The following is a 22,722-nucleotide window of genomic DNA, read 5'->3' as shown; positions in this document are numbered from 1 at the left end:
AAACCGCCAGCTCATAAGCGGGTGTCTCGCGCAGTCGCGGTAGTGGTACATCTGGAATCTGTGTTCTTGCGCATTCCGCGTGAGTGACAAGGCAGTCATACCTCCCGCCTCGCGCTACGCACTCGCCGGAAGAGTCCGGCGGAATCCGGTGGATTCGCTTGTGCGCGAGCGGGCCGTCGGCCTCGGGGAAACGCCGAAAAACATGACGGGATTGCGCCGCATGCCGTGACGCCGCACGGAGAGCGAACGCCGGGCGATCGCACCGCAGGTTGATGAAGTACCGCGACGGCGCGCGCAGCGCTGCCGGAAGAATGACTGCCTTGTCACTCACGCGGAATGCGCGAGAACACAGATTCCAGATGCACCACTACCGCGACTGCGCGAGGGACCCGCTTATAGGCTGGCGGTGTGAAGCCGCTTTCTTTGCCTACTTTCTTTGCGGCAAGCAAAGAAAGTAGGTGCCGCCCCGCACAGGGGCAACGCTAATAGACCACCGTGAATTCAAGGAAAGGCCAACTCAGCAAGCACTCCACCCCACCAGCGCCCCGCGCAAAAAACCAAATGGTTGGCGAACCGACCCTATAGGTGTATAACTAGAACCTATCGAATTCATCGCACTGATTGGTCCCCTAATGACGCTCACCGAATTGAAATACATCGTCGCGGTCGCCCGCGAGCGGCACTTCGGCCGGGCCGCCGAAGCGTGTTTCGTCAGCCAGCCGACGCTGTCGGTGGCGATCAAAAAGCTTGAAGACGAGCTCAACGTCCAGATCTTCGAGCGCGGCACCAGCGAAGTGAGTGTCACGCCGATCGGCGAACAGATCGTCACGCAAGCTCAACGCGTTCTCGAGCAGACGCTCGCCATCAAGGAAATCGCCAAACAAGGCAAAGACCCGCTGGTCGGGCCGCTGCGCCTGGGCGTCATCTATACGATCGGGCCGTACCTGCTGCCCACGCTCGTCAAACAGATGATCAAGCGCGTCCCGCAAATGCCCTTGATGCTGCAGGAAAATTACACGCTCAAGCTGATCGAACTGCTCAAGCAAGGCGAAATCGACGTCGCCATTATGGCGCTGCCGTTTCCGGAAACGGGCCTGATGCTGCGCCCGCTGTACGACGAGCCTTTTGTGGTCGCCTTGCCGTCCGGTCACGCCTGGGAAAACCGCCTGAAAATCGATGCCGACGATCTGAAGCAGGAAACCATGCTGCTGCTCGGCAGCGGTCACTGCTTCCGCGACCACGTGCTGGGCGTTTGCCCGGAACTGATGCGCTTTTCGCAAAACGCGGACGGTATCCAGAAGACCTTCGAAGGGTCGTCGCTGGAAACCATCCGTCACATGGTGGCGAGCGGTGTCGGCATTACCGTGCTGCCGCGCATGTCGGTTCATGAAGTCAAACCGCACGCCGGCGGCATCGATTCGGGGCTGCTCAGCTACGTCGCTTTCGACGAACCCGTGCCGGATCGCCGCGTCGTGCTGGCCTGGCGCAAGAGCTTCACGCGCATGCCCGCCATCGAGGCCATTTGCGACGCCATCAGCTCCTGCGATCTGGCGGGTGTCAAGAAGCTCGATTTGCCGGTCGCCGTCAACTAACCAGCGCACCGAGAAGCCGGCTCGCTGCGCACACGTCCAGCGACCGGTCTTGGCGCCCGCCCGAGGCGCCGATAGCCACAAGTCCTATCGAATAGATAAAATTAATCAAAAACAGTATTTCGATAGTGTTGTTATAGTTTCCTCCATGGATCGCCCGATCCCATAAGACCCGGAGGAAGCCATGACGCAATCCAAGCCGCAACAAATCCACGCCTTCATCGCTCAATCGGCCGTCGTGCCGCGCGGTTTTGTCGCGTCGATGCTCAGCGTGCGTACCGTCGCGTTGTCCCTGCTGGTCGATCGGGCCTTGTCCGCATAACGCATGAGCCTCTGGCATCTGTGTGCCGCGCCGCTCCCCACAATCAGTTTCGATAAAAGCCAACCAGGAGTCACGCATGACCGAACGTAAGCTCACCAGTGCCGCCGGCGCACCCGTCGCCGACAACCAGAATTCGATGACCGCCGGCTCACGCGGTCCGGTTGTTCTGCAAGACGTCTGGCTGCTCGAAAAACTCGCTCACTTCGATCGCGAAGTGATTCCGGAACGCCGTGTCCACGCAAAAGGTTCGGGCGCATTCGGCACGCTGAAGGTCACGCACGATATCTCGCGCTACACGAAGGCGAAGGTGTTCGCGCAAGTCGGCAAGGAAACGCCGCTCTTCATGCGCTTTTCGACGGTGGCCGGCGAGCGCGGCGCAGCCGACGCCGAACGCGACGTGCGTGGCTTCTCGATCAAGTTCTACACGGAAGAAGGCAACTGGGACGTGGTCGGCAACAACACACCGGTGTTCTTTATCCGCGATCCGCTGAAGTTTCCGGACTTCATCCACACGCAAAAGCGCGACCCGTACACCAACATGCGCAGCAATGTCGCGGCGTGGGATTTCTGGTCGCGTCATCCGGAGTCGCTGCATCAGGTGACGATTCTGATGAGCGACCGCGGCATTCCGCAGAATTACCGGCAGATGCACGGCTTCGGCTCGCACACGTATTCGTTCATCAACGCCGACAACGAGCGTTTCTGGGTGAAGTTCCATTTCAAGTCGATGCAAGGCATGGAGAACTTCACCGACGCCGAAGCGGCACAAGTGGTGGCGCAAGACCGCGAAAGCGCGCAACGCGATCTGGTCGGCAACATCGACGCGGGCAACTTCCCGAAGTGGCGTTTCGCGATTCAGGTGATGCCGGAAGCGCAAGCCGCGACGTATCGCTTCAATCCGTTCGACATCACGAAAGTGTGGTCGCAGAAGGACTATCCGTTGATCGACGTCGGCACGATCGAGTTGAATCGCAACGCACGGAACTATTTTGCGGATGTGGAGCAGGCGGCGTTCACGCCGGCCAACGTGGTGCCGGGTATCGGTTTCTCGCCGGATCGTCTGTTGCAGGGCCGTCTGTTCTCGTACGGCGACACGCAGCGCTATCGCCTCGGCATCAATCATCACCAGATTCCGGTGAATGCAGCGCGCGTGCCGAGCCCGCATTCGTTCCATCGCGACGGCGCGATGCGCACGGACGGCAACCTCGGCGGCAACGTGAATTACGAGCCGAACCGCTTCGGCGATTTCGCGCAGGACGCCAACGCGTCCGAGCCGCCGCTCGCGGCGGGCGCTGTGGATCGCTACGATCATCGCCTGGACGACGACTACTACACGCAGCCAGGTATGTTGTTTGCGCTCTTCGATGCAACTCAGCGCGAGCGTCTGTTCGGCAACATCGCACGCCATATCAACGGTGTGCCGCAGGAGATCGTTGCGCGTCAGATCGAGCATTTCCGTCGCGCCGACCCGGCTTACGCGGAAGGCGTGATCGCGGCGATGGCCAACCTCGCGGAACGCAATAAGAAGTAAACAGCAATTGCGCAGTTGAAGTCATGCAGCAAAGCGGGGCGCATCTGCGTCCCGCTGGTACCGATACGAACCGAAGGAGCACGATCATGACGCAGATGATGATAGCCGCGCTGGGCGGCACGTCAGCCGCAAATAGCGCGCAACGGCACGCATTGTTGGCGCGCAGGGCGGTGGGCTTTGCGATCTTCGCGAGCGGAGTCGCAGTGATCGTCGCGCAGGCGCTGCAACACGCGCTCGGCGGCTGATCCAAGCCGCCGCCGTGATGCGGCAAGTGGCCACGCGTCATACGAACGCAGCAGTTTTCCAGGCTAAACTGTCGAGCGTTCGAGCTGTCGAGTTTGCTATCCGCAGACCGTCACTTTGCCAACCGGTTCGTATCACTCTTCAAAGGAGTCGTCATGGCCAAAAAAGAAGCCGCAGCAGCCGTACAGCACGTCAATATCGGGATCAGCGACAAGGATCGCAAGAAGATTGCAGAAGGTCTGTCGCGACTGCTCGCCGACACCTATACGCTGTACCTGAAGACCCACAACTTCCACTGGAACGTGACGGGTCCGATGTTCAATACGCTGCACCTCATGTTCGAAACGCAGTACAACGAGCTCGCGCTGGCGGTCGATTCGATCGCTGAACGGATTCGCGCGCTGGGCGTGCATGCACCGGGCAGCTACAAGGATTTCGCCAAGCTGTCGTCGATTCCGGAAGCGGACGGCGTGCCGGCCGCGGAAGAAATGATCCGCCAGTTGGTGGAAGGTCAGGAAGCCGTCGTGCGTACCGCACGCGCGATTTTCCCGTCGACGGAAGCCGCCAACGACGAGCCGACCGCCGACCTGCTGACACAACGCATGCAAACGCACGAAAAGACCGCGTGGATGCTGCGCTCGATGCTCGCTTAAGCATTAGCGCGCAAGGCGTCACGTTTCGACGTACCCGTCTGCGTCTTCGGTAAAGTGCGACACCAACAAAGCCTCCCTGCACGGGAGGCTTTGTTTTTTGCAGCGCCGGCTCGGTCAGTCCTGCCCGCTCGGAAGCGACCCGTCGTCCGCTTCCCGTAAAATAGCCGCACCGTCTTCGCACTTTCACCGACTCCGCCCATGTTCGCCCGACTTCCCCTGTATTTGCGCCTCGTGCGCATGGACAAGCCGATCGGCAGCCTGCTGCTGCTGTGGCCGACGCTCAACGCGCTGTGGATCGCCTCCGACGGTCATCCGACGTGGCCGCTGCTGGTGATTTTCATCGTGGGCACGGTGCTGATGCGCTCGGCGGGCTGCGCGATCAACGATTACGCAGATCGCGACTTCGATCGCTACGTGAAGCGCACGGAGAATCGTCCGATCACGTCGGGCAAGATCAAGGCGTGGGAAGCAGTGGCGCTGGCGGCCGCGTTGTCGTTGCTGGCGTTTCTGCTGATCCTGCCGCTGAATACGCTGACCAAGGAACTCTCGGTGGCGGCGCTTTTCGTCGCCGGTTCGTATCCTTTCACCAAGCGGTTCTTCGCGATTCCGCAGGCGTATCTGGGGATCGCGTTCGGCTTCGGCATTCCGATGGCGTTCGCCGCGATACAGGACCACGTGCCGTTGCTCGCGTGGGTGATGCTGCTGGCCAATGTGTTCTGGTCGGTGGCGTACGACACTGAATACGCGATGGTCGACCGTGACGACGACGTCAAGATCGGTATCCGCACGTCGGCGCTGACGTTCGGCCGCTTCGATGTGGCGGCGATCATGATCTGCTACGCGGTGACGCTGGGGATTTACGTCGGTATCGGCGTGCTGCTCGGCTTCGGCGTGCTGTACTGGCTGGGATGGGCGGCGGCCGCGGGCTGCGCGATCTATCACTACACGCTGATCCGCGACCGTGAACGGATGGCGTGCTTCGCCGCGTTCCGGCATAACAACTGGCTGGGCGGCGCGCTGTTCGTCGGCATCGCCGCGCATTACGCGGTGGGGTCGTTTTAGTTTTGTTGCGCGGTTTTACGCTGGTTTTGCGTTTCTATTGAGCAGGCGGCGCTGCGGCTTGAATCGAAGCGCTACGGCCTTCAAGTTTTACTGCGCTACATTCTTCGCGCTTGCGGCGCAGTAGGCACCGCGCTCGGTCTTTTGCGCGGCATTTACGCTGGCTTTGCGTTTCTATCGGCGGGTGTCGCCGTGGCCTGAATGGAAGTGCTACCGCGGTCAGTTCTGCCGCGCTACTTACTTCGCGTCCGGCGCCGTAGACGCCGCGCCGGTTCGAATCGCAGCGCGGCGTGCCACAACGTGCTCCCCTTCCTGAAATTTCCCGACTTCCTCGCGCCGCGCGAGCGCGCTCACTGCTTGCCGAACTCGTCCCCCATTTCCTTGGCGCGCGCATCGGCGGCGAGCACGCCGTGCACGATCGCATCCTTGATGCCGCTCGCGTCGAACGACGCAAGCGCCGCCGCCGTCGTGCCGCCTTTGGATGTCACACGTTCGCGCAGCACGCTCGGCGGCTCGTCGGAATTCGCCGCCAGTTGCGCCGCGCCGGTGAAGGTCGCCACGGCCAGCGCGCGACCCTGCGCTTCATCCATGCCGAGCTGGCGGGCGGCTTCCTGCAACGCCTCGATGAAATAGAACACGTAGGCCGGTCCGCTGCCCGAGATCGCGGTGACGGCGTCGATTTTCGCTTCGTCGTCGAACCAGACCGTTTCGCCTACCGCCCCCAGCACTTGCGATGCGAGCGCGCGCCCCGCTTCGTCGACGCTGCCGGTCGCCACTAGTCCCGTCACGCCCATGCCGATCAGCGCCGGCGTATTCGGCATGACGCGCACGATACGGTTGTGGCCATTCAGCCAGCGCGACATGTCGCTCATGCGAATACCCGCGACGATACTCACCGCCAGTTGCGATGCATTCAGATGCGGCGCCACCGCCTCGGCGACGCTTTTCAGAATCTGCGGCTTCACCGCCAGCACGACGGCGTCGTACGCGGCGAGCGCGGCATCCGCGGCGGCGCCGGTCTTGATGCCGAATTGCTGCTCGTTGCGCTTGCGCGCGTCTTCGTTGGGATCGATTGCGTAGAGGTCAGCGGGTGCGACGCCACGCTTGATGAGGCCGCCGATCAACGCGGCAGCCATGTTGCCACCGCCGATAAAAGCAATTTTCATGATGTTCCGAAGGAAGTGCCGTGAGGAGCCCAAAGAGCCTGAAAAGGCCCGCAAGGGTCAGTTAGAGTAATCTCGCGCGCCGAAGATCGCAGTGCCGACGCGCACGATCGTCGCGCCTTCCAGCACGGCGGCCTCGAGGTCGCTCGACATGCCCATGGACAGCGTGTCGAGTTCGAGTCCGTCGTTGCACAGACGCTCGAACAGTTCGCGCAAGTGCCGATGCGGCACACGTTGTTCGTCGATGCCGCCGGCGGGCTCGGGAATCGCCATCAGGCCGCGCAAATTCAGCTTCGGCAGGGCGGCGATCGCCTGCGCGACTTCCACCGCCTCGGGAACGCTCACGCCGCTCTTCGACGTCTCGCCGCTGATGTTGACCTGCAGGCACACGTTGAGCGGCGGCAAATTATCGGGACGCTGCTCCGAGAGCCGCTGCGCGATCTTCAACCGATCGACCGAATGCACCCAATCGAACTGCTCGGCGACCGGCCGCGTCTTGTTCGATTGCAACGGACCGATGAAGTGCCATTCGAGCGTAGCGCGCAGATCGGCGAGCGTCTCGATCTTGGTGAGGGCTTCCTGCACGTAGTTTTCACCGAATGCGCGCTGGCCGGCGTTGTAGGCGGCGCGTACGTCTTCGGCGGGGAAGGTCTTGGAGACCGCGAGCAGATGGACCGAACGCGTATCGCGTCCGGCCACATGCGCGGCCATGGCGATGCGCTGCTGCACCGCCTCGAGGTTGTGAATCAGATCGGGCATGTCGGAACCGGAAGTCCAGCGAGAGTCGATTACCCGATTATACGGACAGCATGTGCTCGACCAGTTCGATCCAGTGCGCGACCGGCGTCGACGTGCCGCTTTGCAGATGCGCAATGCAGCCGACGTTCGCCGACACGATCACCTGCGGCTCCTGCGCCTGCAGCCGCTCGAGCTTCTGATCGCGCAGCGCATACGAGAGCTTGGGCTGCGTCAGCGAGTAGGTGCCGGCCGAGCCGCAGCACAGATGATTGTCGGCGGGCAGGCGCACTTCGACACCCAGCGCGGTCAGCAAATGCTCGACCTTGCCGCGTATCTGCTGACCATGCTGCAGCGTGCAAGGCGGATGAAACGCCACGGTGTGCACCGAGCGGCGGCGCGTGACCGAGATCAGCGCTTCTTCGAACTCCGGCAGGATTTCCGCGACGTCGCGCGTCAATTCCACCACGCGGCGCGCCTTTTCCGCATACGCCGGATCATGCCGCAACAAGTGCGCGTATTCCTTGACCGTCGCGCCGCAGCCGGACGCGTTCATGACGATCGCCTCCACGCCCTGTTCGACGTAGGGCCACCATGCGTCGATGTTGGCGCGCAGGTCGTCGAGCGCTTCGTCGTTGTAGCCCAGATGCAGACGGATCGCGCCGCAGCAGCCCGCATCCGGCGCGATCAGCATTTCGACACCGAGCGCGTCGAACACGCGCGCGGTGGCGATGTTGACGTTCGGCATCATCGACGGTTGCACGCAACCCGCCAGCATCAGCATCTTGCGCGGATGTTTGGCGGTCGGCCATTCGAGCGGACGCTGCCGCGCCGGCACTTTGTCGCGCAGCTTCTTGGGCAGCAACGGGCGAAAATGCTGGCCGATCCGCATGGTCGGCGTGAACAGTGCGCTGTTCGGCACGAAGCTCGCGAGCATGCGGCGCACCAGCCGTTGACTGAACGGGCGCGTGACTTTTTCTTCGGTGATCTTGCGGCCGATTTCCACCAGCCGGCCATATTGCACGCCGGACGGGCAGGTCGTTTCGCAGTTTCGGCAGGTCAGGCACCGGTCGAGATGGATCTGGGTGCTGCGCGTGACCGGCGCGCCTTCGACCATCTGCTTGATCAGATAGATCCGTCCGCGTGGGCCGTCGAGTTCGTCGCCGAGTATCTGATACGTCGGACAGGTGGCGGTGCAGAAACCGCAGTGCACGCAATTGCGCAGGATGCCGTCGGCTTCGTCGCCGTCGGGCGTGTTGCGAATGAAGTCCGCGAGGTTGGTTTGCATCGCGTCGCTCAGAAGTCGGGGTAGAGACGGCCGCGATTGAAGATGCGGGCCGGGTCGAAAGCGGTTTTCAGGCCGCGATGGATTTTCATTAGCGGCGCGGGCAGCGGGGTGAATACGCCGGCGCCGCGGTCGTAGCCGTGGCCGGTGCGGAAGATCGTGGCGTGGCCGCCGGCCTGCTTGGCGCTGATGCGCACGGTCTGCGCGTCGGTGTCGGTGATCCACCAGCGCTGGCCGCCGCCCCATTCCATGAGTTGCGCGCCGGGCAGTTGCAGCGGCTCCGTGATCGAAGGCAGCGCAAGGCGCCACAGTGCGGCCCGCGGCGGAATGGCGGCGAAGAACGAGTCGGTCTGTTCGCGCAGGCCCGCCCAGAAGCGTTCGGCTTCAACCGCATCGACGACTTCGCCGCCGAGCGCCATCTTCGCCGACTTGACTGCGGCCTCGGCGCCGGCGAGGCGCACGGCCAGCGTGCCATGGCGCCAGGCACTCGCGGTAATCGGCAGCGGGCGGCCGCCCCATTCGTTGAGCTTACGGACCGCGTCGGTGCCGTTCATGTCGAATTTGAGCGTGGCTTCGGCCTGCGGCAACGGCAGTACCTTGATCGACAGTTCGAGGATCAGTCCCAGGGTGCCGAGCGAGCCGGCCATCAGGCGCGAGACGTCATAGCCCGCGACGTTCTTCACCACCTGGCCGCCGAAATGCAGCTTCTGCCCCTGGCCGTTCATGATGACGGCGCCGAGCACGAAGTCGCGCGCCGCGCCGGCCGATGGGCGGCGCGGACCGGCGATACCCGCCGCGATGCAGCCGCCGAAGGTGGCCTGCGGCCCGAAGTGCGGCGGCTCGAAGGCGAGCATCTGATGATGGTCGGTGAGCGCGGCCTCGATCTCCAGCAGGGGCGTGCCCGCGCGCGCGGTAATGACCAGCTCTGCCGGATCGTACGCGATGATGCCGCGATAAGCGCGCGTGTCGAGGATGTCACCTTCCAGCGTCTGACCGTACCAGTCTTTGGTGCCGCCGCCACGGATGCGCAACGCGCGCCCCTCGGCGCTGGCCGAACGCACACGTTCCGACCACACGGCGACGATGTCGTCCTCTTCCATGGTGTCCTGCTTCGTTGTGTTTCGTTTGATTGTACCGGGCGGGGGCCCGCTGGCAACCAGGAGCGGACCCGCATCGGGTAATCAGGGTGAGAGCAGGAAAACCGGCGCCCACGCGAGCTATGCGTGATGCGTCGGCGGGCACGGCACAGCGTTAAAACCGCGGCAGCTCTGGATGCGGTAGCAAGCCACCGCGCACGTGCATCTTGCCGTATTCGGCGCAGCGTGCCCGCGTGGGAATGCCTTTATCGGGGTTGAGCAGGCCGGGTGCGTCGAAAGCCCGCTTGACCGCGTGGAACGCGTCGCGCTCTTCGGGCGAAAACTGCACGCACATCGAATTGATCTTCTCGATGCCGACGCCGTGCTCGCCGGTCACCGTGCCGCCCAGTTCGACGCACGTTTCGAGGATGTCGGAACCGAACGCTTCGGCCCGGTGCCACTCGTCCTGGTCGTTGCCGTTGAACAGGATCAGCGGATGCATGTTGCCGTCTCCCGCATGGAATACGTTGATGCAGCGCAAGTTGTAGGTCTTCTCCATCGCCTCGATGCGCGCCAGCAGCGGCCCGATACTGCGGCGCGGCACCGTGCCGTCCATGCAGTAATAGTCGGGTGAAATGCGCCCGGCGGCCGGGAATGCATTCTTGCGGCCGGACCAGAAGCGCAAGCGCTCGTTCTCCGAGCGGGAAATCTGGATGCGGGTGGCGCCCTGTTCGCGCAGCACCGCGGTCATGCGCACGATTTCATCGGCGACTTCTTCGGGCGTGCCGTCCGATTCGCACAGCAGGATGGCCGCCGCTTCGAGATCGTAGCCCGCGTTGACGAATTCCTCGACGGCGCGCGTGGCCGGCTTGTCCATCATCTCCAGCCCCGCCGGAATGATGCCCGCCGCAATGATGCCGGCGACCGCGTCGCCGCCTTTCACGACGTCGTCGAAACTGGCCATGATGACCTGCGCCGTTTGCGGTTTCGGGATCAGCTTGACGGTGACTTCGGTAACGATCGCAAACATGCCCTCGCTGCCGATCAGCACGGCCAGCAGATCGAGACCGGGCGCGTCAGGGGCGAGAGAGCCGAACTCGACGATTTCGCCTTCCATGGTCACGGCGCGCACGCGCATCACGTTATGCACCGTGAGGCCGTATTTGAGGCAGTGGACGCCGCCGGAATTCTCCGAGACATTGCCGCCGATCGTGCAGGCGATCTGCGATGACGGGTCCGGCGCGTAATACAAACCGTAAGGTGCGGCGGCTTCCGAGATGGACAGGTTGCGCACACCCGGCTGCACCGTGGCGGTCCGCGCGTACGAGTCGACCTCGACGATCTTGCGGAAGCGCGCAAGCGATACCACCACGCCGTGCCGGATCGGCATGGCGCCGCCGGACAGGCCGGTGCCCGCGCCGCGCGGCACGATCGGCACGTCGAGGCGATGGCAGATCTGCACGATGCGCTGCACCTGCGATTCCGTCTCCGGCAACGCGACCGCGAGCGGTAGACGCCGGTAGGCCGCGAGACCGTCGCATTCGTAGGCGACGGTGTCTTCTTCGCGATACAGCAAACAATGGGTCGGCAATACGGCCATCAGCGCCTGCACGACTTCGCGCTGGCGCTGGGCGAGTACTTCGGCCGTCAGTTCAGCGGGTGCGTTCATGTGACTTGTCTCCTCGTGCCTTTCAAGTCCAACGCGGCTGGTTCTCTCATGCAGCCGCGCCTGAATACGCGTCATGCCGCCCAGGTGAAGATCTTGCCCGGGTTCATCAGATTGTGCGGATCGAGCGCGTGCTTGATCGAGCGCATGGTATCCACCGCGACTTCACCGTGCTCTTCGAGCAGGAAACCCATTTTGTGCAGGCCGACGCCATGCTCGCCCGTGCAGGTGCCGTCCATACGCAGCGCGCGTTGCACGATGCGATGGTTCAGACGTTCGGCTTCGACGAGCTCTTCCGGCTTGTTGGGATCGATCAGGATCGCGACGTGAAAGTTGCCGTCGCCGACATGACCGACGATCGGGCAGGGCAGCGGCGACGCTTTCAGATCCTGTTCCGTTTCCTCCACGCATTCCGCGAGACGCGAGATCGGCACGCAGACGTCGGTTGTGACCGCGCGGCAGCCGGGTTTCAGCTGCAGCATGGCGAAATAGGCGTTGTGACGTGCGTTCCACAGACGGCTGCGGTCCTCCGGACGCGTCGCCCATTCGAAGCCTTCGCCGGCATTCTGCGAGGCAATCTCCTGGACCAGTTCGGCCTGCTCTTTCACGCTCGCCTCGGTGCCGTGGAATTCGAAGAATAGCGTGGGCGCTTCACGCAGCGTCAGATTCGAGTGGCGATTGATCGAGCGGATGGCGAGCGAATCGACGAATTCGACGCGCGCAATCGGCACGCCCATCTGAATCGTTTCGATGACCGCGCGCACCGCATTGCCCATGGACGGGAACGCGCACACGGCCGCGGACACCGCTTCCGGTTGCGGATACAGGCGCACGGTGATTTCCGTGATCACACCGAGCGTGCCTTCCGAGCCGACGAACATGCGCGTGAGGTCGTAACCCGCGGACGACTTGCGAGCCCGCGTGCCGGTTTTGATCGCGCGGCCGTCGGCCAGAACCACGGACAGCCCGAGCACGTTCTCGCGCATCGTGCCGTAGCGCACGGCGTTGGTGCCCGACGCGCGCGTGGCCGACATGCCGCCAATGCTCGCGTCCGCGCCCGGGTCGATCGGGAAGAACAGACCGGTGTCGCGCAATGCCTCGTTCAACTGCTTGCGCGAGATGCCGGGTTCGACCGTGACCGTCAGGTCTTCGGCGTTGATCGACAACACCCGGTTCATTTCCGACAGATCGATCGACACGCCGCCTTGCACGGCGAGCAGATGTCCTTCGAGCGACGAGCCGTTGCCGTAGGGGATGATCGGTACGTTGTACTGGCCGCACAGTTTGACAGCGGTTTGCACGTCTTCAGTCGTGCGCGCGAAGACGACGGCATCGGGCAGTTGCGGGTCGAACGGCGATTCGTCACGGCCATGATGGGTGCGCACGGCTTCGGACACGGACACGCGATCGGCGAAGACGGCTTTGAGCGCGCTCAGCAACTCGGCGGGAAACGGCCGGCGCAGCGGGGCCGGCGGCACGGGATGATTCACGCATGTCTCCTGGTATTTGGGGCGGTGCTGGTTTGCAGCATGTGTTTCATTTTACGCCGATCACCCGTGGGCCGGCGTTGCAGCCGGCCAGCGCTTCTATAATGGCGGCGACTTCACGATGCGCGCAATATGGATAAACGCGGTGCCCGATGTGCCGCTGCGGATCTGTGTCGGGCCATGGCGCGGCGCATCGTCACTGAATGCATGGGAGACTTTATGGGCAACCGTTTGAGCAAGATCGCCACCCGCACGGGCGACGACGGCACCACCGGTCTCGGTGACGGCAGCCGTGTGCGCAAAGACAGCGCGCGCATTGCCGCGATCGGCGACGTGGACGAACTCAACTCGAACCTCGGCGTGCTGCTGTGTGAAACCTTGCCGGACAAGGTGCGGACAGCGCTCGTGACGATCCAGCATGATCTGTTCGACCTCGGCGGCGAGTTGTGCATTCCCGGCCACACGATGATTACCGACCGGCAACTCGCGCAACTCGACGACTGGCTTGCCGACTACAACGCGGCTTTGCCGCCGCTGAAGGAGTTCATTCTGCCCGGTGGCTCGCGTGCGGCCTCGCTTGCGCATGTGTGCCGCACCGTGTGCCGCCGTGCCGAACGGGCGATTGTTGCGTTGGGTGAGCACGAGACTATCAACGCCGCGCCGCGCCAGTATGTGAACCGGCTTTCCGATCTGCTGTTCGTGCTCGCGCGCGTGCTCAATCGCGTGGACGGCGGCACCGATGTGCTGTGGCAACACGAACGCAGCGCAGGCTAAAGCCCAGCCCTGGCAATACGCGTGTGATCACGTGAAGAGCCCCGTGCGTTAGCCAACCGCTAGCGTGACCGGCTTGCCGATCCGGCTCATCATTTCCACCAGCGTGTCGATGGTGAACTTGGTGGTCTTCTTGTTGACCACGTCGGACACGCGCGGGCGAGACACCATCAGAATCTCGGCCGCCTCGGCCTGCTTCAAATGATGCTGTTCGATCCAGGTGGACAGTTCCGTCATGAGCTGCTCCTTGAGCAGCCGCGTGTCGTTGATCTGTTTTTGCGATGCGGCGTGCAGGCGTTTCGCCTCTTCAGCGGAAAAGCCGAGTTCGAGGAACAGATTGGCGCCCGGCTTGGTTACGTGACGAATTTTGGTGTCGATCGTCATTTGTTAAGTTTTCCTATTGTTAACGATGGCGCGATACCGCGTTTCGGCAATCTTCCTGTCGTGCGGACCGAGCTTTTGCGTTTTCTTCTGGAAGCAATGCAGCACATACAGCGCTTCCACAAACTTGGTCACGTACATGACGCGAAAAATGCCGTCTGCTTCCCTGATTCGAATCTCGCGTGTTCCGGGACCGATCGAGTCGAACGGTTTCCAGTCGTCAGGGTCTAGGCCCGCCTGAATCTCGCTGAGCTGAACCCCCGCTTGACGACGCATTTCCCCGGGAAAGGCGAGTAAATCGTGATAGCTGGAGCCTAGCCAGCGAATTTCTTTTTCCTGCTCCATAGCCGCCTTTCATGTATAAAATTTTATACGCAACATTCATCCCGGTCAAGTCGCATTCGACCCGGCCATGAGTTGTTACGGTACAGAGGCGACTAAAGAAGCACCATTCGTCCGTTCGGCCAACAAAAAGCCCGGCTCATCGAGCCGGGCTCTTCTGTGCATCCACCGCTGCAGTCAGCGTGGGTTCAGTTGCCGCTGCCGCGTGCCACACGGCGTTGCTTGACCGCGTCGGCGAGACCTTCGAGCACGGCGACGCTTTCATCCCAGCCGATGCACGCGTCCGTGATGCTCTGGCCGTACGTCAGCGCGCAGCCTTCCTGCAGATCCTGGCGACCCGCCACCAGATGCGATTCCACCATCACGCCGACGATCCGTTCGTCGCCCGAAGCAATCTGGCGGCCGATATCCGCGCACACCGGAATCTGGTTCTCGTGTTTCTTCGAGCTGTTCGCGTGGCTCGCGTCGATCATCAGACGCGCAGCGAGACCGGCCTTGCCGATGTCCGCGCACGCGGCGTTGACGCTGTCCGCGTCGTAGTTCGGCGTCTTGCCGCCACGCAGGATGATGTGGCAGTCCTCATTGCCCGCGGTCGAGACGATCGCCGAGTGGCCGCCCTTGGTGACCGACAGGAAATGATGCGGCTGCGAGGCGGCCTTGATCGCGTCGACGGCGATCTTGACGTTGCCGTCCGTGCCGTTCTTGAAGCCGACCGGGCACGACAGGCCCGAAGCCAGTTCGCGGTGCACTTGGGATTCGGTGGTCCGCGCGCCGATCGCACCCCACGAGATCAGGTCGGCGATGTACTGCGGGCTGATCATGTCGAGGTATTCGGTGCCGGCCGGCAGGCCCAGTTCGTTGATGCGCAACAGCAGCTCGCGCGCGGTGCGCAGGCCGTCGTTGATCTTGAAGCTGTTGTCCATGTGCGGGTCGTTGATGAGACCCTTCCAGCCCACCGTCGTGCGCGGCTTTTCGAAGTACACGCGCATCACGATTTCGAGTTCGCCGGCGAAGCGTTTGCGCTGCTCGATCAGACGCCCCGCGTATTCCATCGCTGCCTTGGTATCGTGAATCGAACACGGTCCGATGATCACGATCAAACGGTCTTCCATGCCGTGCAGAATGCGATGCATCGCGGTGCGCGAGTTGTAGATCACGTCGGACACCGTTTCGTCGCAAGCGAATTCGCGGATCAGGTGAGCGGGCGGTGTGAGTTCTTTCAATTCGCGGATGCGGACATCGTCGGTGTTGTGCGGGGGCATGTTGTTCTCCAATCGGTTCGTAGCGTGTTCGCGCGGGCAATCAGGGTTGCGATGAAGCAGCGATGCCAGAGCGGACGACCATCAAAATTAAAGTTTCAAAGGCATGAGGCGAAAAAAAACCGCCAGGCTAGCTGGCGGTTTTTCGGGAATTCTCGGTGTCCTGCGTGCACTAACACCCCTCTCGATCCGCCAGCGGTCTGAGATGCCAAAAAAAGTAAAAATAAAACTTGGCGGACATGACGAATGAGGTCGCAGGTCAAAAAGGGTGAGTGACTTTATAACCCGGGCAGGCGGTGCTTGCAAGCCGCGGGGTGCAAAAATGCGGAAAATCCGCATACTTCGCGCAATACGTGCACGAAGTATGCATTTTCAGCCGAATCAGGCCGTGCCGCCGACCGTCATTCTGTCGATCCGCAGCGTGGGTTGGCCGACGCCCACCGGCACGCTCTGGCCTTCCTTGCCGCACACGCCAACGCCCGAATCGAGCTTCATGTCGTTGCCGATCATGCTGACGTACTTGAGCGATTCCGGGCCGCTGCCGATCAGCGTCGCGCCCTTCACCGGGTACGTGACCTTGCCGTTTTCGATCATGTACGCCTCGGAGGCGGAGAACACGAATTTGCCGTTGGTGATGTCGACCTGGCCGCCGCCGAAGTTCACCGCATACAGCCCGTTTTTCACGGAAGCGATGATTTCCTGCGGATCCTTGTCGCCGTTGAGCATGTATGTGTTGGTCATGCGCGGCATGGGCAGCGCCGCATACGACTCACGGCGCGCGTTGCCCGTGACCGGCATCTTCATCAGACGCGCGTTCAGCGTGTCCTGGATGTAGCCCTTCAGAATGCCGTCTTCGATCAGCGTGGTGCACTGGGTCGGATTGCCTTCGTCGTCGATATTGAGCGAGCCGCGGCGGTTCGGCAGCGTGCCGTCGTCGACCACCGTGACGCCCTTGGCGGCGACCTGCTCGCCGATTCGCCCGGCGAATGCCGACGAACCCTTGCGGTTGAAGTCGCCTTCCAGGCCGTGGCCGATCGCTTCGTGCAGCAGCACGCCGGGCCAGCCCGGTCCGAGCACGACGGTCATCGCGCCGGCCGGAGCGGGGCGCGCGTCGAGGTTCACCAGCGCCGCATGGACGGCGTCGTCGACATAGCCTGACAGCACTTCGTCCGTGAAATAGGCGTAATCGAAGCGGCCACCGCCGCCGCCGCTGCCGATTTCGCGGCGGCCGTTCTGCTCGGCAATCACCGTGACCGAGACACGCACCAGCGGACGAATATCCGCCGCGAAACCGCCGTCGCTGCGCGCGACCAACACCACGTCGTATTCGCCGGCGAGGCCGGCCATGACCTGCTGGATGCGCGGATCGCGGCCGCGCGCCATCTGTTCGATACGTTCGAGCAGCTTGACCTTGGCCGTCGCGTCGAGCGAATGCAGCGGATCGGCCGGCAGGTACAGATCGCGCCCGGCGATGCCGGTCAGCGACGACGCCACCTTGATCTTCTGCTTGCCGCCGCCTGCCTTGGCGATCGAGCGGGTGGCGAGCGCCGCCTGGCGGATCGCTTCGGGCGACAGGTCGTCCGAATAGGCGAAAGCCGTGCGGTCGCCCGACACGGCGCGCACGCCGACACCCTGGTCGATGCTGAAGCTGCCGGACTTCACGATGCCTTCTTCGAGACTCCACGCTTCGCTGCGCGTGTACTGGAAATACAGGTCCGCGTAGTCGATCTTGTGCGTGAAGATTTCGGCGAGCGTGCGGGTGAGCAGGGATTCGTCGAGACCGTAGGGCGTCAGGAGGATGTCCTTGGCGGTGGCGAGATTACGGATACCGGGTTCGATGATGTTCATGCGAAGTATGTTCTGCTCGATACGAAGGATTCGGTTAGCGCCTCTGTCACACACTATGTGAGTAGGAGACGCCGCAGTTTCAATGTCACGCGGATGGATTTATCAACTGGGTCAGAGGAGTCAACTGAGCACACGATGACGCCAGGCGGGCAGACTCTGTCGCACTTCGTCGATGCGCGCACGCTCGAGATTGCCGGCGACCACGCCTGCGCCTTCGTCGCGCACCGCGACGATTTCGCCCCACGGGTCGATCAGCATGCTGTGGCCCCACGTCCGGCGGCCGTTTTCATGTTTGCCGCCTTGCGCCGCGGCCAGCACGTAACACTGGTTTTCGACCGCCCGGGCGCGCAGCAGCATCTCCCAATGCGCGCGGCCGGTCGTGTAAGTGAACGCCGACGGCACCACGATCAGCGCGCAGTCGCCCATGCGCCGGTACAGCTCCGGAAAGCGCAGATCGTAGCAGACCGACAGGCCGACGCGGCCGAACGGCGCCTCGAAGGTGCGGACCTCGCCGCCGGGGCAGATAGTGCGTGCCTCGTCGAACGATTCCTCGCCCTTTTCGAAGTTGAACAGGTGGATCTTGTCGTAGCGCGCGGCCTCTTTGCCTTGCGGGTCGAACACCAGCGTGGTGTTCAGCACGCGCGAGGCTTCGGGCGACATCAACGGCAGCGTGCCGCCGATCACCCAGATCTGGTGGCGGCGCGCGGCGTCGGCGAGAAAGCGCTGGATCGGACCGTCCTGATAGGGTTCGCGCACGGCGAGTTTGTCCGTATCCTTGAAGCCCATGAAGCAGAAGTATTCAGGCAGCAGGACGAGTTGCGCGCCGTCGGCGGCGGCTTCGGCAATCAGGCGCCCGGCTTCGGCGAGATTGCGCTCGCGATCCGGTGTGCTCACCATTTGCAGCGCAGCGACAGGGAATGCGCTTTCCAGGGAACCGCTGGAGACGGTTGACGAGACGTGTGTTTCGCTCATGAGCGTTTCGAAAAACTCCCGGCAAGGCGGCGGCGCGAATGGCTTGCGCCGCATACGTCGTTCAAGGCTGGCTCGGGCCGCCGGTGCGGCACGGCGCCTGTCTGACCAAACAAAGGGCCGGATGCAGGCTCAGTGCGCGTCCACGGTCGAAGCCGGAGCGTCCATCTTACCGCGATCGCTCTTCACCCGCTCAACGTGCGGTTTCGACCACGAACCGGTGATCGCGTAATCCCGCGCGAACGCGTGCGAGACCGTCTGGCTGAAGGCCACATCGGCCACCAGCGCGCCCAGCCCGAGCAGCGGATTGATGACCGCCGCGGCAATCACACCGGCGCCGGCGCTGACCGTCGGCACGATCCGCACGTGCAGGTCCTGGGTTTCTTGAGCGAGATCGACCGAGCCTTTCATCTCGGCGCGCGCCGGTGCGGTCACCATCTCGAAGTTCTCGGTGCGGCCAATGCCGTTGTGAACCTGCGCGGTGCCGGTGACATGATCGAACGGCAGGCCTTCGCCGATCACGTCGTGGAAATTCATGGTGGCGAAGCGCGCGAGGCTTTGCAGGCTGAGCACTCCCAGCAGCTTGGCGACGCCCGGATCGACCTTGAGAATCTCGCCGTGACGCAGATCGACGGCCAGATTGCCGTTAAAGGTCGGATAGTCGATCTTGGTCGGGCCGCCTTGCCACACCACCTTGCCCGAGAGCGAACCGCTGCCCGCCTTGAGCGTGCGCGGCTGGCCGAAGCGCTCCAGCAGCGCGCCGGCGTCCTTGATATCGAGCTTGAAATCGAACACGGTGCGGCGCGGCGTGGCTTCGTCGGCGCTGTTGCCGAGGCCGGTCGAGGTGCGCCAGTTCGCGGTGGCGGTCAGCGTAGCCGCGGGGTTGGTGATGTCGAGCTTGTCGAGTTGCCAGACCGGCACGCCGTCTTCGTCGAAGTTGTGCGCGTCGACTTCGAGGCGGCCAATGTTGCGGTCGCGCACGATCAACTCGTTGACCACCAGATCGATGGTCGGCATGTTCTGCGCCGGCGCCGAGATTGCCTGGCCGAGCACGTCCTTGTCGGTCGCTGACGGAATCACCACGCGGGCAAAGCGCGCCTGCAGCGTGCCCGGCGACTCTTTCGTCGCGCCCGGCAGCCATGACACATGGCCCGACACCTGGTTCGAGGCGATGTTCGCCTGCCATGTGCGGTCCGTATGCGATGCGCCGACGATCACGCTGTCCCAGTGCCGTTTGAGCAGCGTCAGCGTGTCGATGTGCAACGCGAAGCGGCTCGGCAGGAATTGCGCGACGGTCGGGTTCTGCACAGCCGGCGTCACGGCGGCGGCCGCTTCTTTACTGCGTATTTGCGTGATCAGCGCGCGCCACGCGTCCGCGTCGAATTCGTCCAGGTCGACGGCGGCGATTACCCCTTCGGACGGCAGGTCGGCGGGCTTGTTTACGCCGATTGCGCCGCGCACGACCGTCGGCGTCGTTTTCGGCTGATAGCGCAGCAGATAGGTGGCGGCGACCGGGCCGAAGGTGAGATCGGCGCGCTCGATTCCCGCTTCGCCCGGTGCCGCGGACGGGCTGACGGCGAAACGCAGCGGCATCGGCGTGCCGACCGGCTTGTTGAAAGGCGCGGGGAAGTCGAGCGCGAGGCCGGTCAGATCGGAGTGCGCCTTCACTTCGGGCAGCTGTCCTTTGGCGCCGCGCACGTTGAGCGCGTAGGGCGCGCTGCCGCTCATGTGCGTCAGCACCTGCGCGGCCGGGCCATGCAGGTTGAGGCCGCGTGCGGCGTCGACGGCGATATGGCCGCCGAGGTCGAGCTCATAGGTGCCGTCCTTCTGCAATCCGCCGTTCGCATGCACGTCGCCGCCGAGGAATTGCCCGGAGAGCCGGTCGACCTGCGCCGTGTGCTCGGTGAAATGCACCTTGCCCTTCAGTTGCGACAGCGGCGGCACGTTCTCGACGCTCAGGCGATTGTTCTGGAAGCCGACCGCGCCTTCCACGGCGATGTGCGGCTTCGGCGTACGCGGCACCGTCAGCTGAAGGGCGAGCGACGCCGGCCCTTCGGCGCGCACTTTCTCGGTTTCATGCTTCGCCATGATGCCGAGCGAGCTGGCGTTCACGTAGTCGAGCATGTCGGCGAGCGGCCCGTGGCCATCGCCCTTGATGACGAGGCTCGACGCCTTGGTGCCGAGGTCCTCGATCCTGCCGTTGACGCCGATCAGCGCGACCTGCTTGTAATGCGCCCGGTCGATGTCGAAGCGCAGCACGTTCTGCTTGAGCTCGAACACGCCGTCGATGCCGTCGAGCGCGGGCCACACGTTCGGCGTGCCGTTCCTCATCTTGCGCGGCGGGAATGGCGTCGGATCGAACTTGCCGCCCTTGAACGGCGCAACGATATGGAACTGCCCGGCGCTCGGATCGCGCGAGTAGGGAAATTTGGTGAGATCGCCGTGAATCTCGATGGTCGCGCCGTGCGACATGCCGGCCTGCAAGCCGTGGCCGAGATAGATGCGCAGCTTTTCGCTGATGCTGGTCGGCAAGTAGCGGACGATGCGCGACACCTGCGCGCGCTGGAAGTCGGCTTTCAGATCGAGCGAGCCGCGTCCGTGGCCGGGGTTGCTGTAGTCGGCGGAGGCGGTGGCCGCGGCGTCGGCGTTCGAGACGCCGAAATCGGCCAGCTTCACGGTGAAGGCCGGGCGGTTCTCGCCCGGCGCTTTCGGCGCAATGGTCCAATCGGCGCGGCCATGCAGATGGTCGAGCTTCAGGCGCGGGTCGTCGAACACGCCCGGCAGCGTAATGGCGACGTTGGAGGTGTTGAGCAGGGCGGTGCCGTGGGTCTCGTCGGCATCCACGCTGCCCCACAGATTCTCGATGCCGGGAATGCCAGCGCGCGGGTGATTCAGTGGTGTGAGCCCCGGCGGCGGTTCCTGAGCGGCGATGCTGATACCCTGCAGGTCGCCCTTGAAGCGATAGCGTTCGATCGGCTCGGCGCCGCTCGGGCGGCGGTCGCTGCCTGCTTCGCCGGACTCGGGTTTGCCGCGTTCGACTTCGATCACATAATTGGCGACCAGACCGCGCGGATTGAAGCGCACCAGACTGTTCAGGAGGCGCAGCGGCAGCGGCAACGCGCGGCTGAATTCGGCGAGGATGCCGAGATCGACACGATCGCCGCTCACGCTGACGAGCTGCCCGTGTTGCTGCGAGGCGGTCCGGTAGCGGCTATTGAGCGTGGTGAACGCGAGTGTGCGGGTGAGCGGCGTGCCGTCGTCGAGCGGCGGCTGGCCGAGTTCGGCGTGCAGATTGGTCAGTTGCAGTCTGTAGTCGCCCTGGTCGGCTTCGAGGCGCCACGAGAAATTGGCGATCGGCACCAGCAGCTTCGGCTGGGTCGGACGCACCCGCATGGCGACGTCGGTGCCGGCAAGTTGCCCGCCCGCCGACTTCATGCGCCCGTCGGCGAAGTCGATCCAGATGGCGTTGTCGATACGGCCGGCAAACGTCTCGATCGGGAAATTGACGTAGCGCGCGAGCGTCGGCAGATCGACCGGGCCGGTCGAGACGTACACCTGGCCGGTCCAGTTGATCGGCTTGCCGATCGCGGAGAGCCGCGCGTGTTTGAAGTGCGTGCGGAAATCGATCGGGCCGTGCAGGACCTGGCCGTCGGCGGGCGCCTGCAGCGCAAGGCGGTGATCGTAGCCGTCGTTCAGAATCGCGATGCGGATGTCGCGCAGCGCCAACTCCGGCGCGTCATGCTGCGCATCGCGCCAGCGCAGCGCGCCGCCGCGCACCACGATCGCCTGCTGACGCAGTAGCCAGGTGGACAAGGTGTCGTTGCCGCTGTGGCGAGTCGGCACCGGCACGCCCGCCACCGAAAGCACGCCGTCGCTGCTGCGCGACACCAGCACGTCCGGCTGATCGACGATCAGGCTGGACAGCGCGGGATGAAACTGCCAGAGCGACTTCCACGAGAGCGCGGCGGTGGCGTGCGGGATGGTCAGCGCGGCTTTGCCGTCGTGGTCGCGGATTACGAGGTCGGTGACGTCGAGACCCGGCTGGAAGCCGCTCCAATGCGGCGCGAGCTTGCCGATGGTGAACTGCGTGTGCAGCTTTTCGGAGATGGCGGCTTCGATGCGCGGCCGGAACGAATCGATCCGCGGCAGGACCACGTAGCGCAAGCCGAGAAACAGACCCGTCGCAATGAAGTACAGGACGAGCGCGAGCGCGAGGACCACGTGCAAGGTCCGACGCAGCACGATGTGGTCGCGTCCGCTCACAGGCCGGACCTGCGCAGTTTCGTGCTGGTCGGCGGATTCGTTTCGCTCGGACATGCTGCGGCGGGAGGGCGTATGGTAGT

At 63.6% G+C, this 22,722-nt stretch carries 19 protein-coding genes; 7 read left to right on the top strand and 12 right to left on the bottom strand.

What is annotated here, in order from left to right:
- Positions 1-632 precede the first annotated feature (632 nt).
- The 6 genes from P0D80_RS10465 to ubiA all read left to right on the top strand — a co-directional run bounded on the left by P0D80_RS10465 (position 633) and on the right by ubiA (position 5,400).
- A complete protein-coding gene (locus P0D80_RS10465; protein ID WP_132376015.1) occupies positions 633-1,592 on the top strand; it encodes a LysR substrate-binding domain-containing protein in 960 nt (319 codons plus the stop codon).
- A gap of 181 nt (positions 1,593-1,773) precedes the next feature.
- Positions 1,774-1,911, top strand: coding sequence for a hypothetical protein (locus P0D80_RS10460; RefSeq protein ID WP_408178882.1), 138 nt, complete (start codon positions 1,774-1,776; stop codon positions 1,909-1,911).
- Between the two features lie 76 nt (positions 1,912-1,987).
- On the top strand, positions 1,988-3,442 hold the full coding sequence (locus P0D80_RS10455; protein ID WP_408283445.1) for a catalase: 1,455 nt from the start codon (positions 1,988-1,990) through the stop codon (positions 3,440-3,442).
- An 86-nt stretch (positions 3,443-3,528) separates the two neighbouring features.
- A complete protein-coding gene (locus P0D80_RS10450) occupies positions 3,529-3,687 on the top strand; it encodes a hypothetical protein (RefSeq protein WP_408283442.1) in 159 nt (52 codons plus the stop codon).
- A 153-nt stretch (positions 3,688-3,840) separates the two neighbouring features.
- Positions 3,841-4,338, top strand: a complete 498-nt coding sequence (locus P0D80_RS10445) for a Dps family protein (RefSeq protein ID WP_132376013.1) — start codon at positions 3,841-3,843, stop codon at positions 4,336-4,338.
- 198 nt (positions 4,339-4,536) lie between these two features.
- Positions 4,537-5,400, top strand: a complete 864-nt coding sequence (gene ubiA / locus P0D80_RS10440) for a 4-hydroxybenzoate octaprenyltransferase (protein ID WP_408283440.1) — start codon at positions 4,537-4,539, stop codon at positions 5,398-5,400.
- Positions 5,401-5,747: 347 nt separating this feature from the next.
- Here ubiA and proC read toward each other — a convergent pair whose 3' ends face one another.
- The 6 genes from proC to P0D80_RS10410 form a co-directional block, all read right to left on the bottom strand.
- On the bottom strand, positions 5,748-6,563 hold the full coding sequence (gene proC / locus P0D80_RS10435; RefSeq protein WP_408283437.1) for a pyrroline-5-carboxylate reductase: 816 nt from the start codon (positions 6,561-6,563) through the stop codon (positions 5,748-5,750).
- A gap of 57 nt (positions 6,564-6,620) precedes the next feature.
- On the bottom strand, positions 6,621-7,319 hold the full coding sequence (locus P0D80_RS10430) for a YggS family pyridoxal phosphate-dependent enzyme (RefSeq protein WP_408283434.1): 699 nt from the start codon (positions 7,317-7,319) through the stop codon (positions 6,621-6,623).
- 37 nt (positions 7,320-7,356) lie between these two features.
- Positions 7,357-8,583, bottom strand: a complete 1,227-nt coding sequence (gene glcF, locus P0D80_RS10425) for a glycolate oxidase subunit GlcF (protein WP_408178876.1) — start codon at positions 8,581-8,583, stop codon at positions 7,357-7,359.
- Between the two features lie 8 nt (positions 8,584-8,591).
- Complete coding sequence (gene glcE / locus P0D80_RS10420; protein WP_408178875.1) at positions 8,592-9,680, bottom strand: glycolate oxidase subunit GlcE; 1,089 nt, start codon at positions 9,678-9,680, stop codon at positions 8,592-8,594.
- 151 nt (positions 9,681-9,831) lie between these two features.
- Positions 9,832-11,325 (bottom strand): FAD-linked oxidase C-terminal domain-containing protein, encoded by a 1,494-nt coding sequence (locus P0D80_RS10415; RefSeq protein ID WP_408178874.1) that lies wholly within the window; start codon positions 11,323-11,325, stop codon positions 9,832-9,834.
- 71 nt (positions 11,326-11,396) lie between these two features.
- Positions 11,397-12,812, bottom strand: coding sequence for an FAD-linked oxidase C-terminal domain-containing protein (locus P0D80_RS10410; protein WP_408283430.1), 1,416 nt, complete (start codon positions 12,810-12,812; stop codon positions 11,397-11,399).
- 216 nt (positions 12,813-13,028) lie between these two features.
- Here P0D80_RS10410 and P0D80_RS10405 point away from each other — a divergent pair, with 216 nt between their 5' ends.
- Positions 13,029-13,583, top strand: a complete 555-nt coding sequence (locus P0D80_RS10405; protein WP_408283427.1) for a cob(I)yrinic acid a,c-diamide adenosyltransferase — start codon at positions 13,029-13,031, stop codon at positions 13,581-13,583.
- A gap of 48 nt (positions 13,584-13,631) precedes the next feature.
- Here the strand turns inward: P0D80_RS10405 and P0D80_RS10400 are convergent, their stop codons facing one another.
- The 6 genes from P0D80_RS10400 to P0D80_RS10375 all read right to left on the bottom strand — a co-directional run bounded on the left by P0D80_RS10400 (position 13,632) and on the right by P0D80_RS10375 (position 22,696).
- Positions 13,632-13,964 carry a helix-turn-helix domain-containing protein gene (locus P0D80_RS10400; protein ID WP_116142847.1) on the bottom strand — a complete coding sequence of 111 codons (333 nt, stop codon included), beginning with the start codon at positions 13,962-13,964 and terminating at the stop codon, positions 13,632-13,634.
- 3 nt (positions 13,965-13,967) lie between these two features.
- Complete coding sequence (locus tag P0D80_RS10395) at positions 13,968-14,306, bottom strand: type II toxin-antitoxin system RelE/ParE family toxin (RefSeq protein ID WP_408283424.1); 339 nt, start codon at positions 14,304-14,306, stop codon at positions 13,968-13,970.
- A 185-nt stretch (positions 14,307-14,491) separates the two neighbouring features.
- Positions 14,492-15,565 carry a 3-deoxy-7-phosphoheptulonate synthase AroG gene (gene aroG / locus P0D80_RS10390; protein WP_012431785.1) on the bottom strand — a complete coding sequence of 358 codons (1,074 nt, stop codon included), beginning with the start codon at positions 15,563-15,565 and terminating at the stop codon, positions 14,492-14,494.
- 378 nt (positions 15,566-15,943) lie between these two features.
- Entirely contained in the window at positions 15,944-17,410 is a 1,467-nt protein-coding gene (tldD, locus tag P0D80_RS10385; protein WP_132376004.1) for a metalloprotease TldD, read from the bottom strand.
- A 120-nt stretch (positions 17,411-17,530) separates the two neighbouring features.
- Positions 17,531-18,382, bottom strand: a complete 852-nt coding sequence (locus P0D80_RS10380) for a carbon-nitrogen hydrolase family protein (RefSeq protein ID WP_408283420.1) — start codon at positions 18,380-18,382, stop codon at positions 17,531-17,533.
- A 129-nt stretch (positions 18,383-18,511) separates the two neighbouring features.
- Complete coding sequence (locus tag P0D80_RS10375) at positions 18,512-22,696, bottom strand: YhdP family protein (protein ID WP_408283417.1); 4,185 nt, start codon at positions 22,694-22,696, stop codon at positions 18,512-18,514.
- Between the last annotated feature and the right edge of the window lie 26 nt (positions 22,697-22,722).

Origin of the sequence: Paraburkholderia sp. RL17-373-BIF-A (assembly GCF_046030175.1) — a bacterium.
Taxonomy (GTDB): Bacteria; Pseudomonadota; Gammaproteobacteria; order Burkholderiales; family Burkholderiaceae; genus Paraburkholderia.
This window is presented reverse-complemented; position numbering and strand designations above follow the sequence as displayed.